The 17,697-nt window shown below is 65.8% G+C and carries 9 protein-coding genes and 1 pseudogene; 5 read left to right on the top strand and 5 right to left on the bottom strand.

The annotated features are described in order from the left end of the window. Positions 1-17 precede the first annotated feature (17 nt). A complete protein-coding gene (locus tag RH90_RS22710) occupies positions 18-350 on the top strand; it encodes a (2Fe-2S)-binding protein (RefSeq protein WP_332306568.1) in 333 nt (110 codons plus the stop codon). Continuing rightward, complete coding sequence (locus RH90_RS18260; RefSeq protein WP_010187814.1) at positions 347-2,623, top strand: xanthine dehydrogenase family protein molybdopterin-binding subunit; 2,277 nt, start codon at positions 347-349, stop codon at positions 2,621-2,623. Before RH90_RS22710 ends, RH90_RS18260 begins: the two co-directional genes overlap by 4 nt. A gap of 334 nt (positions 2,624-2,957) precedes the next feature. Here RH90_RS18260 and RH90_RS18255 read toward each other — a convergent pair whose 3' ends face one another. The 3 genes from RH90_RS18255 to RH90_RS18245 all read right to left on the bottom strand — a co-directional run bounded on the left by RH90_RS18255 (position 2,958) and on the right by RH90_RS18245 (position 7,538). Then, a complete protein-coding gene (locus RH90_RS18255) occupies positions 2,958-3,737 on the bottom strand; it encodes a formate/nitrite transporter family protein (RefSeq protein WP_010187813.1) in 780 nt (259 codons plus the stop codon). A gap of 3 nt (positions 3,738-3,740) precedes the next feature. Next, positions 3,741-6,089 carry an FdhF/YdeP family oxidoreductase gene (locus RH90_RS18250; RefSeq protein WP_010187812.1) on the bottom strand — a complete coding sequence of 783 codons (2,349 nt, stop codon included), beginning with the start codon at positions 6,087-6,089 and terminating at the stop codon, positions 3,741-3,743. Between the two features lie 159 nt (positions 6,090-6,248). Continuing rightward, positions 6,249-7,538 (bottom strand): cupin domain-containing protein, encoded by a 1,290-nt coding sequence (locus tag RH90_RS18245; protein ID WP_051124711.1) that lies wholly within the window; start codon positions 7,536-7,538, stop codon positions 6,249-6,251. A gap of 52 nt (positions 7,539-7,590) precedes the next feature. Between RH90_RS18245 and RH90_RS18240 the strand changes: the two genes are divergently transcribed. The 3 genes and pseudogenes from RH90_RS18240 to RH90_RS18230 all read left to right on the top strand — a co-directional run bounded on the left by RH90_RS18240 (position 7,591) and on the right by RH90_RS18230 (position 9,236). Continuing rightward, on the top strand, positions 7,591-8,457 hold the full coding sequence (locus tag RH90_RS18240) for a LysR substrate-binding domain-containing protein (protein WP_010187808.1): 867 nt from the start codon (positions 7,591-7,593) through the stop codon (positions 8,455-8,457). A gap of 67 nt (positions 8,458-8,524) precedes the next feature. Beyond that, positions 8,525-8,621: pseudogene (locus RH90_RS23560) on the top strand (IS5/IS1182 family transposase); the annotation flags it as partial. A gap of 423 nt (positions 8,622-9,044) precedes the next feature. Continuing rightward, positions 9,045-9,236 (top strand): helix-hairpin-helix domain-containing protein, encoded by a 192-nt coding sequence (locus RH90_RS18230; protein ID WP_010187803.1) that lies wholly within the window; start codon positions 9,045-9,047, stop codon positions 9,234-9,236. Positions 9,237-9,332: 96 nt separating this feature from the next. Here RH90_RS18230 and RH90_RS18225 read toward each other — a convergent pair whose 3' ends face one another. Next, positions 9,333-15,185, bottom strand: coding sequence for a DUF3320 domain-containing protein (locus RH90_RS18225; protein ID WP_010187801.1), 5,853 nt, complete (start codon positions 15,183-15,185; stop codon positions 9,333-9,335). Positions 15,186-15,503: 318 nt separating this feature from the next. Then, complete coding sequence (locus tag RH90_RS18215) at positions 15,504-17,378, bottom strand: M1 family metallopeptidase (protein WP_010187798.1); 1,875 nt, start codon at positions 17,376-17,378, stop codon at positions 15,504-15,506. Positions 17,379-17,697: the final 319 nt, after the last annotated feature.

The following is a 17,697-nucleotide window of genomic DNA, read 5'->3' as shown; positions in this document are numbered from 1 at the left end:
TCGGGTGCGGAGCAGCATTGTGCGGGGCATGTACGGTACACATCGACAACAAGCCCGTCCGATCCTGCGCATTCCCCATCTCCGCACTGGGCAGCTCAAAAGTCACAACCATCGAAGCCGTCTCGGGTCGCGCCGCGGACGCCGTCAAAGCTGCGTGGATTGCCAATAACGTCCCCCAATGCGGATACTGCCAATCAGGCCAGATCATGTCGGCAGTCGCCTTGCTCGACACGAATGCCAGTCCCTCCCGCCAAGATGTCGATGTCGCGATGAGCGGGAACCTGTGCCGCTGCGGAACCTATCCTCGCATCAGGGCTGCAATCGCCGACGCCGCCAAGGCGCTAGCATGACCCCGCTCGAAAGCCCGACCATGACCGATGGTGCATCAGACGTTGCCGACCCCATCGAAGAACGCGGCTCGCCGTCGCGTCGCAGCGTCTTGTTAGGCGCCGGCGCAGCCGCGTTCGTCCTGGCATTCGAGGTCCCGGTGCGCGCGATGATGGTGCCGGGAGGCGGTGCCGTCAGGCACCCAATGGCATCGCCTATCGCAGCTCCGATCGGCGCGATGGACAGCCGGAGGCTGAACGCGTTTTTGGCGATCGGCACAGACAATACCGTCACCGCCATCATCGCACAAACGGAGGGTGGCCAAGGCGTTTCAACCGGAATGCCGCAGGTCATCGCTTCCGAGCTCGGGGCTGACTGGTCGCTCATGCGGGTGCAGTTCACCACCGAGCGCCGACCGGAGTTCGTCAATCCCACCCTTTACGAGGGGCTGGTCCTGACCGCCGGCAGCACGTCGATCTCCAGCTTCTACGACGCGATGCGCAACGCGGCCGCGGCGACCCGCGAAATGTTCGTCGCAGCCGCGGCGAAGCGCTGGAACGTCTCCCCGGAAACCTGCACCGTCGCGGACTCGTTCGTGATGCATAAAGCATCGGCGCGACGGCTCTCCTTCGGCGCGCTGGCTGAGGCGGCGGCTAGGCAACCCGTACCGGTGAAGCCGAAACTCCGCGCCACCTCGGAGCTGACCCTTGTCGGCAAACGTCTCGACCGTGTCGATGTCCCGTCCAAGTGCGATGGATCCGCCCGCTACGGGATCGACGCCGAGGTGCCCGGCATGCTCTACGCAGCGGTCCGCCACGGTCCGGCTCGGGGATCAGAGATCGCAACCTTGAACGCCGCCAAGGCGAAAAATATGCCCGGTGTTCGGCGCGTCATGGCCATCCCACAGGGCATTGCAGTGATCGCTGACCAATATTGGCAAGCTGTCATGGCACTGGACGAGGTGAGCGAGACATACACGGATGTCCCCAACGCCATGGTGTCGACCGCGGTCCTGAGGGCTGCTCTCAAGAAAGGGCTGGAGGTTCCCGGCGACCCTGTGCCTGGCGGCCATGGCGCACCCAAGATCGCGATGAAGTCGGCGGCGACGATCATTGAGGGCGAGTTCTCCTTCCCCCTCCTCTCGCATGCCTGCATGGAGCCTGTCTCCTGTACCGCGTCGGTCGTCGGGGAGCATTGCGAGCTTTGGCTTTCGACAAAGTCGCCGACCATCGATTCACGCTGCGCGGGCGTGGCACTAGGCATCGATCCTCTCACAATCGTGGTACACAACGAATATCAGGGGGGCGACTTCGGTCGGCGTTCGGGACCCGAGCATGTAACCGAAGCGGTCCTGCTTTCAAGGGCCGTGGGCAAGCCGGTCAAGGTGATCTGGACCCGCAAGGAAGACATCCGGATCGACCAGCATCGAACCGCCGTCATGGCGACCGCGAAGCTGGGGCTGGATGCGACCGGACAACCGGTCGCGTTCGACGCCAGGATCACCGCCGACGGCACATGGCGTTCCATGTTCGACTGGTGGTACGCCAAGATGAAGCCGCTGGACCTGCCGATGTTCAATCTTATCGCGGGGCCATATGGTGTTCCAAACGAGGTCGGCACCTACAAGGTCGTCCCGCATCCCGTGCGGATCGGTGCATTCCGCGGCAACGGCGAGACCCACAACGGGTACATTATGGAGACGATGATCGACGAGGCGGCGCATGCCGCGAAGACCGATCCGCTTGCTTATCGCCGTGCCCGCGTCAGCAAGGATGCACGCAGCACCGCAGTGCTCGACCGCGTAGCGACACTCTCGCGATGGGGTAACGTCAAGAAAGGGCGTTACCAAGGCGTCGCCTACTACCAGGCCGCGTTCTACGGATGCAGGCTCGCCGCAGTCGTGGAGATCTCGAACGGCCCGCAAGGCATCAAGGTCGAGCATGTCACGGCGGTCTGCGATTCCGGTCTCGTCATCAATCCGATGCTTGCCGAGCGCTGCATCGAGGGCGGTCTCATCTTCGGCATCGGCAACGCTATCTACGAAGAGATCACGCTTGCGGGCGGTGCGCCCGAGCAGCACAATTTCAATGACTACCGTCTGATCCGTATGAACGAAGCGCCGGACACGACGGTCGAGATCATCAATTTCGGCGAGAAGCCTGGCAATTTCGGTGAGATCGGGGTCATGCCGGTCGGTGCCGCCTTGGCTAACGCCATCTTCCAAGCGACGGGAAAACGGCTACGGGTCCAGCCCTTCATCAAATCCGACGTCAAGTTCGACACATACTCGAGCTAAAACGGATCGTCTGTATGAGCCGAGCGTCCGGGTTGATGCTCCCTAATGCACCAGCTCCAGCTGTTCGGGCGGCAGTCGGTCGTGCCGATCGCTGCGTTCACAGAGGTGAACGAATGTGAGTTCGTGGAAAGCGCGCTGGGCGTCTTGAACGTTATGGTGTGGGTCTTTCGTGCCGTGATCCAAGCGAACTCTCCATCAAAGATCGAAGCCGGCGGCAACCGGAAATCATCCCCATTCAACACCTTCGAGCGGGGCAAATCATATTGCCCCTGCAAGCGAAATCTGCCGGAAACAGTGAACTGTGACGCAAGTACGACCTCAGCTAGCAACGCGATCAACGGCGAACTCGCTCGGCATCGGTCTTCGCCGCCAGCCCATAAGCGCCGACGACGAACAGCAAGCCGCCCGCGATATTCCCGAGCGTCACCAGCGCGAGATTGCGGACGACCCCGACGAGGGTGATCGTCTCGCCGGGCGCGAACAGGCCGATCGTGAGCGCGGTCATGTTGGCGACCGAATGCTCGAACCCCGCGGCGACGAAGGCGAGCAGCACCCACGCCATGACGAGGCACTTGGCGGCATCGCCCTGGACGCGGGCGGCGGTCCAGATCGCGAGGCACACCAGCCAATTGCACAAGGCGGCGCGCGCGAGCAAAGCGACCGCATCGGCCTCGACCTTGTGCGCGGCATAGGCGTTGAACATCGTCGCTGCATTGGCGAACACCGCGCCGCCGCCGCCCGCGATGTAGAGCGCCGAGAGCAGCAGCGCGCCGAGCAGATTGCCGACCCACACCACGACGACCAGCACCGTCGCGTCCGCCCAGCTGACCGTGCGCCGCATCAACCCGAAGCCGAGATACATCACATAGCCGGTGAACAGCTCGCCGCCGGCGAACACGGTCAGGATGAGGCCAAGCCCGAAGGTCGCGCCCATCACCAGCGGCCGCACCCCCGCCGGCAGCGCATCCGCGGTGCTCAGCGCGAGGATCATCGCGATGCCGATATAGGCGCCGGCTAGCATCGCGCCGACGAAGAAGCCGATCGGGGAACGGCGGATCGCGGCGGCCTCGGCGGCGGCGCGATCGGCGAAGGTGGTTACGGTCGGTGCGTACATGGGTCAGGCTTCCAAGGAGGTGCGCCGGCCGGCGACGCCCGCACGCTCGATCACGCGCTCCGCGCCATCGTCGGCGCCGGCGGGGCGGATCTGGACGGGAACCGATTTGTAGGATGGGGTGAAGCTCTGCGGATCGTGATCCTCAAGCGCGATCAGCGGCTGCGTCTCGGGATAATAAGACGCACAGCAGCCGTCCGGAAGTTCGTGCTCGACCAGCATCAGGCCCTGGACGATACGATCGGCGCGCGCGAACTCCAGCGCGGTGGTGACGTCGATGACATCGCCCTTTGCAAAGCCGAGCCGGGCGATTTCCTTGGCGTTCATGAACAGCACGTCGCGCCGCCCGAACACGCCGCGATAGCGGTCGTCGAGCGCGTAGATCGTCGTATTATATTGGTCGTGCGAGCGCAGCGTGGTGAGCCGCAGGACGCTCGGGTCCTTGGTCGACTCGTCCTCCTCCAATCCCGGCGAAACGATGAAATTGGCCTTCTTCGTGTCGGTCAGCCAGATCCGCTGCGCCGCGGAATTGGGCAAATGGAAGCCGCCCGGCTCGCGGATGCGCGCGTTGTAATCCTTGAACGCGGGGAACACCGCCTCGATCTTGTCGCGGATCCGGTCGTAATTGGCGACATAGCCGTCCCAGTCGATCCCGCCCTTCGCGCCGAGCGTCGCCTTGGCGATGCCGGCGACGATCCACGGCTCGGAGCGGACATTCTCCCCCGGCGGCATCAGGAAGCCGCGCGAGGCGTGGACCATCGACATCGAATCCTCGACCGTCACCGCCTGCACGCCGCCGTCCTGGCTGTCGCGCTCGGTCCGGCCGAGGCAGGGCAGGATGTAGGTGTTGCCCTTGGCCATCAGCAGCTGGGTGCGGTTGAGCTTGGTGGTGATGTGGACCGCGAGATCCATGTTGCGGAAGCCCTGCGCGCACGCCTGCGGGTCGGACGATGCGATCGCGAGGTTGCCGCCGAGACACACCACTGCCTTGGCATGCCCGTCGCGCATCGCCCCGATGCTCTCGACCACCGAATGGCCGTCGGCGCGCGGCGGCTCGAAGCCGAACACGTCGCGCATCGCGTCGAGCAGCGCGGGCGACGGCCGCTCGGTGATGCCGACGGTGCGGTCGCCCTGCACGTTGCTGTGGCCGCGCAACGGGCAGATGCCCGCCCCCGGGCGGCCCATATTGCCGCGCAGCAGGAGCAGGTTGGCGATCTGCTGGACGTTGCTGGTGCCGGTGCGGTGCTGGGTGATGCCCATGCCGTAGCAGCAGATCGTCGCCTTCGACTGCGCATAGAGCCGCGCGACCTCCTCGAGATCGCTCCGGGCGAGGCCGCTGGCATGTCCGATATCGGCCCATTCGGCGGTTTCGAGATCGGCGACAAGCGCGTCGAACCCGGCGGTATGCTCGCCGATGAAGCCATGGTCGAGCACGGGCGTTTCGGCCGTGTCCATCGCCACCAGCGCCTTGCAGATGCCCTTGAGCGCCGCGGCATCGCCACCGACCTTGACCTGCAGATAGCTCGTCGCGATCGGCGTCGCCGAGAAGGTCGCCATCTCGACCACCGACTGCGGGGATTCGAAGCGTTCGAGCGCGCGTTCCTTGAGCGGGTTGAACACGACGATCTTGCCGCCGCGGCGCGCCACTTCGCGCAGCGTCGCCATCATGCGGGGATGGTTGGTGCCGGGATTGTGGCCGATCGACAGGATCAGATCGGCATGGTCGAAATCCTCGAGGCTGACCGTGCCCTTGCCGATGCCGATCGACTTGGGGAGGCCGACCGAGGTCGCCTCGTGGCACATGTTCGAGCAATCGGGGAAATTGTTGGTGCCGTACAACCGCGCGAACAGCTGGTAGAGGAACGCCGCTTCGTTCGAGCAGCGGCCCGAGGTGTAGAATTCGGCCTGGTTGGGATCGTCGAGCTTGGCAAGCCCGGCGCCGATTTCGGCGAACGCCTCTTCCCAGGTGACCACCTCATAATGGTCGGTCGCGGCATTGTAGCGCAGCGGTTCGGTAATGCGGCCCTGGTCCTCGATCCAATGATCGGTGCGCTGCCAGATGTCCGAAATGCTGTGCGTTGCGAAGAACTCAGCGCCGATCTTCTTGGCGGTCGATTCCCACGCGACGGCCTTGGCGCCATTCTCGCAGAATTCGAACGAGGAGCTGTGCTTGGGATCGGGCCAGGCGCAGCTCGGGCAGTCGAAGCCGTCGGGCTGGTTCGATTTGAGCAGCGTTTGCGCGCCGCGCGAGACGATCTGCTGCGCCTTGAGCGCAACCGCCACCGCTTTCAGCGCGCCCCAACCACCGGCGGGACCAGTATAATCCTTGATCCCGTCGGGGCGCTTTTTGGGCATCGTCGGTCCTCCTGAAGCTGACTGGGCGGTACATTAGGCCGAGCGTATACCGTTTGGCTGAGGTGCGACCCACGACGCAAAGATTTTTGGGTCGCGCGCGGCGCAGATCGTCCGGCAATGAGCGGAAGACCGAAGGACCGCTGCCCTAATGCCAATCCTTCACGCCGGTATGACGACGCGGGGCGATCGGAACTTTTCGAGGAGTTTCGGGTCCATGTTGAGGTGCGCGGCCAGCAGATCCGGCGGTGTTCCCGCCAACCACTGGCTGAGCGATACCTCCTGATACCGGCTGTCCTTGAAGATCTCCATGAACACGAGATCGGTCGAGCCGGTATTCTGGACGTAATGGCCGAGGCTCTTCTTGACGACGCCGATGTCGCCCGGCTTGAAATCGGCGGTCTGTGCCTTTGGACCGGTGTTGAACACGGTCATCCGCGCTTGGCCCTTGATATAGTATTGCCATTCGTCGGCATTGGGGTGCCAATGCAGCTCGCGCATGCCGCCGGGCTTGACCGTCACCAGCGCCGCCGCGATCGTCTGCGACACCGGGAAATTACGCGTGTCGATGATCTTGACCGAGCCTCCGCGGGTCACCTTGTCCGCCCGCATGTCGTTCGTCGAGAAGGTGAATTGATCCTTGGGTTCGCCCAGCGGGCTGCGCACCGCCGCTTGCGCTTGAGCCAGCGGCATGGGCGGCGGTCCCTGGAAGATCCAGGTATCATCGACCGGAATGTTGCGGAACGCGCTCACCGGCAGATCGAAATTCGCCGCGAGCACGTCGGGCGGCGTGTGCGCCATCCACTCGTTCAACAGCAGCGTGTTGAACTCCGAGGCTTTGCCATTGTCGAACACCAGCACGAACTCGGCGCCGGTCGTGCCGAGCCCCTGGAGCGAATGCGGGAGGCCGGGCGGGAAATACCACAGGTCGCCTTGCCCGACCTCGCGAATGGCGGGACGACCTTCAGCATCGAGGACGGTGATGCGGCAGCGGCCATTGGTCATCACCGCCCACTCGGCCTGCTGGTGCCAGTGCAGTTCGCGCACGCCGCCCGGCCCGAGCCGCATGTTCACGCCCGAGACGGCATCGGAAATGGCAAAGTCGGCCTGTGTCACCTCGCGCGCCCAGCCGCCGGCCTGCACGCGCTTGTGCGCCGTGTTGAACGACGACCAGAACAGGTCCATTCCGCTCACGTCGGTTGCCGGCGGATCCTGGAAGGAGGGCAGTTGTTCGGCGAGCTGCGGATTCTGCGGGCCTGGGTTGGAGAACGCCATGGGCGACGAATTGATGCGCCCCTCGGCGGGGCGATCCGGGTTACCGAACACACCGGTCTGCGCATGGGCGGCCGCGGCCGCGGCCGCGCCCCCGGCAATCGCCCCTGCAGCCAGTAACTTGCGTCTCGAGAGCGGCTCCACCGGCAATCTCCAATCTTGCTTGCGTCTGGCCGGCATCTATAGGCGCGTAGTCTTCTCGCGCCCGCTATAACTGCTATTCGGATTTGGAATGCTGCTCGAACTGCACCTCGTCCGCACATTCCTCGCCGTGATCGACGCGGCCTCGTTTACCGGCGCGGCCGAAGCGCTGGGCATCAGCCAACCCACGGTCAGCCAGCACATCCGCCGCCTCGAACGGCTGACCGGCCAACAGCTGATCCTGCGCGACACGCACGCCGTTACGCTCACGCCCAACGGCGCCGTGCTGGAGGGCTTCGCCCGCGAGACGCTCGCATTGGACACTCAGGCCAGAGCCTATTTCGAGGGCACGACCGAACAGGTGCGCGTTCGTCTCGGAGTGTCGGAAGATCTCGCGCTCACCCGCTTGCCCGCATTGCTGCGCCGCCTGACCCACGAACAGCCGCAATTGCAGATCGATCTCACGGTCGGTCTGACCAGCATGCTGTATCCCAAGCTCGATAACGGCCGCCTCGATCTCATCCTGGCAAAGCGTCGCGACGGCGACGAACGCGGCGTGTTGATCAAACGCGAGGAGATGGCCTGGATCGCGCATCGCGATTTCGTCGTGGATCGGCACGCGCGCATCCCGCTGGTGGTGTATCCATCGGGCAGCATCACCACCGCGCTCGCCCTGCAGGCGCTGGAGCGCGCCGGGCTGCCGTGGCGAATGGCCTGCTCGAGCGAGACGCTGACCGGGATCTGGTCGGGGCTTCAGGCCGGGTTGGGCATATCCGCGCAATCGCCGGTGCTGCTGGATGTCCCGCCGCACGAGCTGCGCGCGATCGGTATCGAGGCAGGATTGCCAGCGTTGGGAGCGGTCGACTACGTGCTGCTAGGGCGGAGTCGCCAGCTGACGGGCGTGGCGGCGCTAGCGGCCAAGATCATCGGCGAAGCGGCCAAACGGTTTTGGGTGTAAGCGGGAGGTTAGAGCGCTTATTAAGAGTTCGCCTTTAAAGGAAATCTCTACCGCGCAACGAAGATCTGGCCGACTCATGGGCTGGCGCCGCGTCGCCACCCGCTACGATCGATGCCCCACGGTTCTCCTCCGCCCTCTCGCTCGCCACCGTCATCTTCTGGATCTGCTCAACGACTCCTGAGCCTATCTGTTCGATCCCACGGCTTGATGGTACGACCCGGCCACTCGTATGGCCGCCCGCCCGCTCGCCCGCTGACTCTACGATCTCGTCTGACATCAATGCTCTGCTCAAAGAGCGGCAATCAGGCCGTCGGCGGAGCGTCCGGCAAGGTGGAGCTCGGGCCACGCTTACGGCTTAGTGCGGCTAAGCGACACTTGACCCTACAGAAACTATCGCGGTTTGCCGGACGGCGACGCTTCGCGAGCGAGATGAACGAGCGCCGGTTTCAGGTCGCGATAATGTTGCGCTGGACGTCTGCGATTGGGTCACGTCCACATCGGGTCTGCGCCGCACTTCATCAGCGCTCTGTATCGGTCAAATCCGAACAGGCGTTGCCGAATGCCCGCCGCTGCTACACTGGTGCGACATGATCGATCTGAACACCGCCTCTGCCCAGGAACTGGACGCTGTTTCGCAACTCAAGGGTCACGGTTTCGAGATCGTTCGGTATCGCGAGGAACGCGGGCGCTTTGGCGCCTTAAGGCAACTTGACGAAGTGCCTGGACTTACGGGGAAGTGGGATGGCGCGGAGACCGAGGTCGAGGTGCGCCTCGATTGACGGCGCCTGCCAAGTACCAACGTTACTCGCCGTCCGCACGAAATACCGATCCGCTGGCGCCGCCGCGCGTCGCTCTCACGCGCCCCAAACGCGCACTCATCGTAGATGACCGGTCGCGGGTACCGCCCGACGGAGGCGATCACGGCCGGCTGCGCTCAGGCGACGCACGCCAAGCGCCCGCGCGGCCCCCGCCAAGGGGTCGTCGCCCGAACAAGCACGCAGTGCGGCGGTGAGTTCCGGCAATGCTATTTCCTCAAGCGTTCGTATGTCCTCGCTCGTCGCCGGATAGCGCGCTCGGTCCCATGCGCCGGGCGCCACGCTGTCGGGCCAGAGGAAGGTCGCGCCGTCCGGCTCGCGCGTCGCGTGGGTGAGGGCGCGCGCGAGCGTCATCAAACGATCACGGATAGCGCTGCCCGAGCGCCGGAAGCCATGCGCGCGTGCGATCCGCTCGACAAGACAGTCGTCACGGATCGGTGCCTCGGCGGCCATCACGCGACCGATCATCTCCCGCAGCGCCGCGGTATAGGCAGGCTCGTGAAAACGCTCCGGCTCGATCAGGTTCGTTAGGTCGGCAAAGCTAGTGCGCCGGTAATCGCCGCCCAGGTCGAGCGTCTGGGATGCCTCGTCCGGTGTCGTATCGGGCGTTTCCTCACGGCCCTCAGTCCCGCCGGGATCCGCCGGTGGTTCGGCGGCTGCTCGTTCGGTTTTGCGGAGCGCGTCCTGCTCGCGCGCTTCCGCCAGCATCGCGCGCAGCGACGCGTCGAGACGATCAAGCGCGCCGGGCGCGTCGTGCCACCAGTCGGTCGACCAGACGCGCGCCAGCCGCCAGCCGAGCCCGGCAAGAACGCCCTCGCGCACCTTGTCGCGATCGCGTGCGGTCGCGGCACTGTGGTACGAGGCGCCGTCGCATTCGACGCCGGCGAGATAATCGCCGGGGCGATCGGGGTGGACGATGCCGAGATCTATGCGGAAGCGCGACACGCCGATCTGCGGCACGGCAGCCCAGCCGCGCGCGCGAAGCCCGTGCGCCACCGCCTGTTCGAACGGCGACTCGAAGCCGCCGACCGAGCCCATCACCGCTTCGCCCAGCGCGCGCGGTCCGCGCTCGGCGAATTCGAGGAAATGCTTGAGGTCGCGCACCGCTTCGGCACTCGTCCGGTTGAGGTCGATGCGATCGGACGGGAAGGAGGCGAACACCACCATTTCGCGCCGCGCGCGGGTGATCGCGACGTTGAGGCGGCGCCAGCCGCCCTGTCGGTTGAGCGGACCGAAATTCATCGCCATCACCGGCGCGCCGGGCGTCTCCGGGCCATAGCCGATGCCGAGCAACACCAGATCGCGCTCGTCGCCCTGCACCGTCTCGAGATTCTTGACGATCACGGGTTCCGCCGCGTCCTCGGCGAAGAAAGGTTCGAGTTCGGGGCGGCCGCGGCGCGCGCGGTCGAGCAGATCCTCGATCAGCTTCTGCTGCTCGGCGTTGAGCGTGATGACCGCGATGCTGAGCGGGCGGCCGCGCTCGTCGACAAAGTCCGGGTCGGTGAGGCGCGTGACCACTTCGGCGACGATCGCCTCCGCCTCGATCTGATTGGTGCGCGCCTTACCGCGTGCCCAGGCGCCAGCGACGCTGCGCAGCGAAACCGCGGCATCCTGCGTGACCGGCGCCGGAAAGGTGATCAGGTCGCCGTCGTAATAACGGTGATTGGAAAAGGCGATCAGGCTCTCGTTGCGACTGCGATAATGCCAGGTCAGCCGGCGTTGCGGCAGGCGGGCGCCGAGGCACTCCTCGAGAATGCTCTCCTGGTCGCTTTCGACCTCGCTGTCGTCGTCCTCGGCCCCCGCGCCGCGTCCGAAGAAGCTGGTCGGCGGCATCTGCTTGGGATCGCCCGCGACGACGAGTTGGCGCCCGCGCGCGATCGCGCCGACCGCGTCCCACGGGGTGATCTGCGAGGCTTCGTCGAAGATGACGAGGTCGAACTGCGCGGCCTCGGGCGGCAGGAACTGCGCGACCGACAAGGGGCTCATCAGCAAGCAGGGCGAGAGCGTGGTCAGCGCCGGCCCCATCTCGGCGACGAGCTGACGTACGGGCTTCTGGCGCTTCTGCAGCTTGAGTTGGTGGGCGAGGGTGCCGAAGCCGGGGGGTTGGGTCTGCGCGTCCTTGGGCGGGATCGCGCCGGACAATTTGGCGCGGATATAGGCTTGGGTGAGGTCGGCAAATTGGCGATCGAGATCGCGGAAGCGCGCGATCGCATCGGATTGCTCGGCCAGGGTGAAGTCGCGCACCACCGGCTCGGCGTCGATCGCGCCCGCGGCCCACCAGCGGGCGTAGGCGAGCTCGAAGCTCTCCGCCGCGGCGCCGGGAGGAATCGCGCCCGTCTCGATCGCCGCGACCAGCGACGCGAGGCCAAGGTCGAACGCAGCCTGTCCGGCGCGGCGCCATGCGGTCCAGCCGGTGAGTTGCGGGGCGTGCGCTGCGATGCCGGCGGCGATCGCGCGGGCGGCGCCGACGAGATCGGGGTCGTCGATCGGCGCGGGCGACGCCGCGACCCGCTGGAATGCTTCGAGCGCGCCTTCGAAGCGATCGTGCGCCGCGACGAACGCGCCGAGCGTGCGCCCGACCGCCGCGTCTGGACCGAGCAGCTCGGCGGTCTCGGTCACGATCCGCTTGAGGCTGGCGCGCAGCGCGACGAGCCGGTCGGGCGTATCGGCGGCGTGGACGATCGCGCGGCGTAGCGCTTCGGCGGCGCTGAGCACCGCCGCGAGCCGCTTGCCGTCGGTATCGACACCGGCCCAGCCGGGTGCGCCCGCCGCCGCCGCCACAAACGGTTCCAGCCGTAAGAGGACGTCCTGCAGCGTGTGCAGCCGCGGCAATTCGACGTCGAGATCGGCCGCACCGCGCGGGTCGAGATGCCGCGTCACGGCTTTCTTGCGGAAAATCGACAGCGGCCATATCGCATGCTTGGCCGCGGTCCAATCGGCGTCGAGCGTATCGAGCGGCAGCGTCGCGATCGCATCGCTGGTCAGCGCGATCGACAGCGTTGCCGCCGCCCCGCGATATTCCTCGATCAGCGGCAGGGCGGCGCGCGCGTGCTCGATCGTCCGCGCGGCGTCGGGCGCGAACGCGAAGCCGAGGTCGAGCCCTGCGGCGCTGGTGAGTGCGCGCGCGAGATCCGCGGTCGCCGCGAACCCGTGCCGATCTGCGCCGAGATCGATCCCGAGCAGGCCGATCAGCGCCGCGCGCTGCGTCTGCGCTGCTTCCGCGGCCGCGGCCAGCGTCGCCGCCGCCGCGAGCAGCTCGGCGACCCATGCGTTCGACCATTCGGTGCGGCCCACCGTACCCAGCGCGGGCTGCTGCGGATCGGCGGGGCGCAGCAGGTCGAGCCGGCGCGCGGCCTCGCGCAGCTCCTCGAGCGTCGCCGCGTCGTGATGGACCTCCCGGGGCCAATCGAGCTGTAGCGCGCCGCCTTTCGCGCCATCGCGAACGACGCGGCCGATTGCCGCATAGAGCGTCAGGCCATTGGGATGGCGGCGGTGCAATGCCGCGACCAGCCGGTTGAGGCCATCACGGCTCGTCTTCAACTCAGCCGCGCGGCGTTCCCATTCGGCGTGCGGCGAGGCTTCGCTGGTGCTCCACGCCGCGTCGAGCTGGCGCAGAACATCCTGTTTCGACGCCTTGTTGCTGTGGAGCTCGAGACAGAAGGGGCCGAGGCCATGCGCCACCAGGCGGCGATGCACGACCTCGAGCGCGGCGCGCTTTTCGGCGACGAACAGCACCTTGCGCCCCAGTGCCAGATTATGCGCAATCATATTGGCGATGGTCTGCGACTTGCCCGTGCCGGGCGGCCCGTCGAGCACGAAATCGCAGCCGCGCGCCGAGCCGACCACCGCAGCGAGCTGCGACGAATCGGCCGGCAGCGGGGTGAACAGATCGGCGGGCGTCACCTCGCCGTCGAGTGCATCGGGGCGCGGTGGCTGGAGGTCGCACGGATAGGGTTCGCGCGGCGAGTCGAGCAGGTGGCGCACGACCGGATTTGCCTTCAGCGCATCGGTACGATCGGCCAGATCCTTCCACATCAGATATTTGGCGAAGGAGAAGGTGCCGAGCATCACGTCCGGGACGACTTCGAACCCGGCCATGTCGCGCACCGCGCGGCGGACGATCGTCCAGACGCGCGGCACGTCGATGCCCGAGGCGTCCTGCGGCAGCGGCCCGGCCAGTTCGGGGATGTCGAGCTCGAAATCCTGACGCAGCATCTGGAGCAGCGTGAGATTGAAGCGCGGCTCGTCCTCATGGATCGTGAGCTTCACGCCCGAACGCACGCTGCGGCGATCGAGCTTGACCGGGAGCAGGATCAGCGGTGCGCGATACTGGCTCGCGTCGGAGTCCGATTTCTTCCACACCAGGAAACCGATCGCGAGGAACAGTGTGTTCGCACCACCCTCGGCAAGATCGAGCCGCGCCTTGCGGTAGAGCTCGACGAGTTGCGCATCGAGCTTGGCGGGCTCGCCTGGCGACAACAGCTCGCCGCGATCGAGCGCCGCGCGGGCATAGGCTTCGTCGAGCACGACGCCGGTCCGTTCGGTATGCAGCGCGGCGTCGCGTCCGGCGGCCCCGGCAAGATCGGGCTCGCCGACGATGCGGAAGCTCTTGCCGTCGGCGAGGTCGTCCTCGAGGCGCGCGGGATCGGGGCACAGCAGACGGATCGCGGTCGCGCCGGGCTTGACGTGGAGCAGGCGGTTGCGCGTCGTGAGATCGAGCAATTTGCGCTGCCACCGCTCGAGCCGTCCTTCGGCGTTGGTCGGCAGCGCCTGGGCCTCGCCAAGATCGAAGTCGGGCAGGGCGGGTGCCGCTTCCAAGGCGTCCCCCGCGGGATCGACCGCCGGCTCGGTCGCTGCGCGGGCAGGGCCGCCGGTATCGGTCATCGCGAGCGGTCGAATGCGCTGCATCCGCGCACGCCTAACGTCGATCGCCGTCACGAAGGTGGCTTCATGGTCTTCGTCGATCAGCCGTTTTGCAGCCGAGATCGCGCGGGCAAAGCCAGCGGGCGCGGCGCCGGTGGCGAGCGTCGTTTCGAACACCAGCAGTTCGTCGAGCGCGATCCGCTTGCGCAGTGCGGCGGCATCGGGAACGAGCAAGGTCGCGAATTCCTGCGGTTGCAGCCAAAGCCCCGCAAACGCGTGCCCCTCGGTGACGATCAGCACCGGATAGAGCCCCGCCTGTTCGAGCGCCGCAGCGAATAGCAGCGCGGTGTCCAGACAGGTGGCGAGACCCCCCTCCACGATTTGACCGGGTGTGCGGACCTTCTGGCCCGCTTGCTCAAAACTGGCCGGCGGTTCGGCGTAGGTCAGGCGCAGCCCCGACACGGCCGACCAGATCGCGGATGCCAATTCGTAGACGCGTGTCCGCGACTTGGACTGGTATCCCTCGATTCCGTCGGGCTTGCCGGCGCGGCGCAGCACGTCGCTCGCCGCCTTCAGGAGGCGACCGACCGCGGGATCGTTGGGCAGCGCAAACGCCGCCAGCAGTTCCGGCATCGCCCCCGCGCCACCCCATTCGTTGCGCGCGAGCAACTCGACGGGAATGCGGCGTTCGGCGATGCTGTGCTCCACACCGTGGATCCGCGCGGTCAGCGTCACCGTCGCACGGATCGCTTCGCTCAGGTGCAGCAGCAAGGCCGCATTGAGCGGTAGATGGCGCTGCGTGACGCGAACCTCGCCGCCCGGCGCAATCCGATCGAACTGCCATTCGCGGGGCGCGAATACCGGAGGATCGGATTCGATGCTGAGCCGCACGTTTTCAATCGGCGCATCGTCGAGGTTGAGCAGTTTCAGCTCGTGCAGCACGGGGACGTCGTTCTGATGCGTGGCAAAACTGAGCTTAGGTGCGACCACCGCCTCGATCAGCACTTCGCCGGCGAATCGCGGCGCAATCGTCTCGTCCGGTGCCGTCATGATCGATGTCCCTTTGCCGCCTTTTTCCAAGCTGCCAACAAATGGCGATAGTTGAAAGAGATGCGTACGTTTCGTTTCCTCCATGCGGCTGACATTCACCTCGACAGTCCGTTGACCGGCCGCGCGCGGTATGACGGGTTGCCGGCAGAAGAGGTGCGCACCGCGACCCTCCGGCTCTCCCATCGCCTTAAGGAGTCGCTCGAAGATCTTATCGCTGATGCAGGCGATCGTGACCCAGCGGCGGTCCTTCGTCGGGGAATGGCTGTGGGGAACCACGTTCACGCCACCAGTGGCTGCTGTGCGTTCGGCTGGCGGTGATCACGGGGGCGTCGACCCGCTTTTCAATATCCCGTCGATCGCGGACGCGATGGTCGGGTGATAGCCAGGCCGAGCGAGCGCATAGTCTTGCCGGGCGATCGGCATCCCCCAATCGGCCTGCGCGATCAGCGCGCGATAGACGGGCAGGATAAGAAGGCCGCGGCCGACACTGGGAAGGAATTGTGCAATCGAGGGGATCACCGGATCGTATCGATTGCCGATTGCCAGAACGAGCCAAGCGGAACGGATGTAGGCGTTGGCCGAGGTCGACAGCTTCAAGGTGCGATCCAACTCACCCAGCCGGGCAGCGGTTTGGCGGCGCGGAAGGCCGTTAAGAAAGCGCAGCCATTCCTGCGTCGACCACCGCGAGGTGTCGATCGATGCGATCGGGGCGCCGCCCGACACGCGTGCGAGCGTCTCGTCGATCTTCGCCAGCGTTGCGGAGCGGACGTGCACCGCATTGGCGGGCAGTCCGATTCCGTAGACCCATTCGTCGAGATCGAGCTTGGCTTCGAGCGCGGCATCACCCTTGATCAGAGTCGCGCGCAGATCCGTTAGGAAACCCGCCGTGGTCTGCGGTTGAAACGCGTGGCGCTCGAAATAGCCGGTGAGATAGGCGTCCCAGCGGGATCGGCCGACGGCATATTCGATCGTCCGCAGGAACGTCGAGCCCTTGGTGTAGTCCAGCTCTCCGTAGACGCCTTCCGGCTTGCCGTGCAGCCGCGTCGCTTCAGGACTCGGTGCGCCCTGGAGATCGCGCTGGAGGTTGTCCCACAGCAGATCGGCGAGTGTCGCGGCGCGCTCCTTGCCATAAAGCGCCTCGTCGATGCGGTTCTCGAAATAGGTCGTGAAGCCCTCGTTGAGCCAAGAGTCGGACCAGGTAGCGTTCGTCACGAGATTCCCCGACCAGCTGTGTGCCAGCTCATGGGCAATGACATCGACGTTCGACTTGTCGCCGGTGATAATCGTCGGCGTCGCGAACGTCAGCGTCGGATTCTCCATGCCCCCGAACGGGAATGACGGCGGGAGGACCAACACGTCGTAGCGGCCCCAGCGATACTTGCCGTACAGTCGCTCCGCCGTGGTCACCATCCTACCGGTATCCGAAAGCTCGGCGGCGTCGCGCGCCAGCACGCTGGGCTCAGCATAGACGCCCGAACGGCGATCGATCGACGTGAAGCGGATGTCGCCCACCGCCAGCGCGATCAGGTATGGCGGGACATTGTGGTCCATGCGGAAACGGTAGCTCCGCCAGCCGGGCGCGGCCGCCTCTCCCGCCGGGGTCAGGCGTTCCGCACTCATCACCGCGACGAGATCCGACGGTACGGTGATTTTGGCCGACCAGCTTTGCCGGATACCGGGACTGTCCTGGGTTGGTATCCAACTCCGGTTGTTGATCGATTCGCCTTGGCTGAAAAGGTAGGGTTTTACCTTGCCTGCCGTCAGCGGCGGCGACAACCAGCCGAGCGCACTCGCGCTTGGATCGGACTGATAGGTGATGACGATGCGCCGCGCCGTCCCGATCTGGACGGTCAAAGGCGCACCCTTGTAGCTGGAGTACCGTCCCACCGACCATTTCAGCGACCTGCCGGCCGCATCGGTAATCTTGGCGATGACCAGCTTGTTGTCATCGAGGACGATCTCGGTGGCACCTGGCGCCGCGAGTATGTCGAGCGCCGCGGTCCCGCGCATGACGCGTGCGGGGAAGTCGGCCGTCAGATCAAGATCGACATGCGTGACGCGGGCGACCTGTGGAAGCGCGTACGTCAGATCGTCTCTGGCCTCTGGCGTCGTCAGGATCTGTGAGGGCGCGTCGTGCGCTGCGGCTGGGGCGGTCACGACGAGCGCCGCGGGAATGATCAGAAGTTTGCGCATTGGGATACCTCGAGGCAACGCATGATGGCTCGGCTTCGGGCTTCGGGCGCTCTGTGGCAAGGGCGTGGTGTTTCAGCGGCGACGGAGATCAGATCGCTTGGTATGGCGTCGCGCTGTTGCAAGCGCGACGTGTGCCACCCTCGTTTTCCAGGCACTTCTACCATGAACTTTTGCCGGGGGCATCGGGAGCGACGTCGTTGGATAGCGACCATAGCCATGCGCGCCACTGCTACATCTGTGCGCTTTTCAATATTCCACCTGCTTGGTGCAGGGACGTGCCGATCAATCCTGGGGCAGTGCCCGAAGACGAATCGTGAGG

The organism is Sphingomonas sp. PAMC 26605 (genome assembly GCF_000241485.1).
In the GTDB taxonomy this organism is placed as follows: Bacteria; Pseudomonadota; Alphaproteobacteria; order Sphingomonadales; family Sphingomonadaceae; genus Sphingomonas.
This window is presented reverse-complemented; position numbering and strand designations above follow the sequence as displayed.

Coding starts and splice junctions, on each gene's coding strand:
- RH90_RS18260 (WP_010187814.1), top strand. CDS start 347: ATGACCCCGCTCGAAAGCCCGACCATGACCGATGGTGCATCAGACGTT.
- RH90_RS18255 (WP_010187813.1), bottom strand. CDS start 3,737: ATGTACGCACCGACCGTAACCACCTTCGCCGATCGCGCCGCCGCCGAG.
- RH90_RS18250 (WP_010187812.1), bottom strand. CDS start 6,089: ATGCCCAAAAAGCGCCCCGACGGGATCAAGGATTATACTGGTCCCGCC.
- RH90_RS18245 (WP_051124711.1), bottom strand. CDS start 7,538: ATGCCGGCCAGACGCAAGCAAGATTGGAGATTGCCGGTGGAGCCGCTC.
- RH90_RS18240 (WP_010187808.1), top strand. CDS start 7,591: ATGCTGCTCGAACTGCACCTCGTCCGCACATTCCTCGCCGTGATCGAC.
- RH90_RS18230 (WP_010187803.1), top strand. CDS start 9,045: ATGATCGATCTGAACACCGCCTCTGCCCAGGAACTGGACGCTGTTTCG.
- RH90_RS18225 (WP_010187801.1), bottom strand. CDS start 15,185: ATGACGGCACCGGACGAGACGATTGCGCCGCGATTCGCCGGCGAAGTG.
- RH90_RS18215 (WP_010187798.1), bottom strand. CDS start 17,378: ATGCGCAAACTTCTGATCATTCCCGCGGCGCTCGTCGTGACCGCCCCA.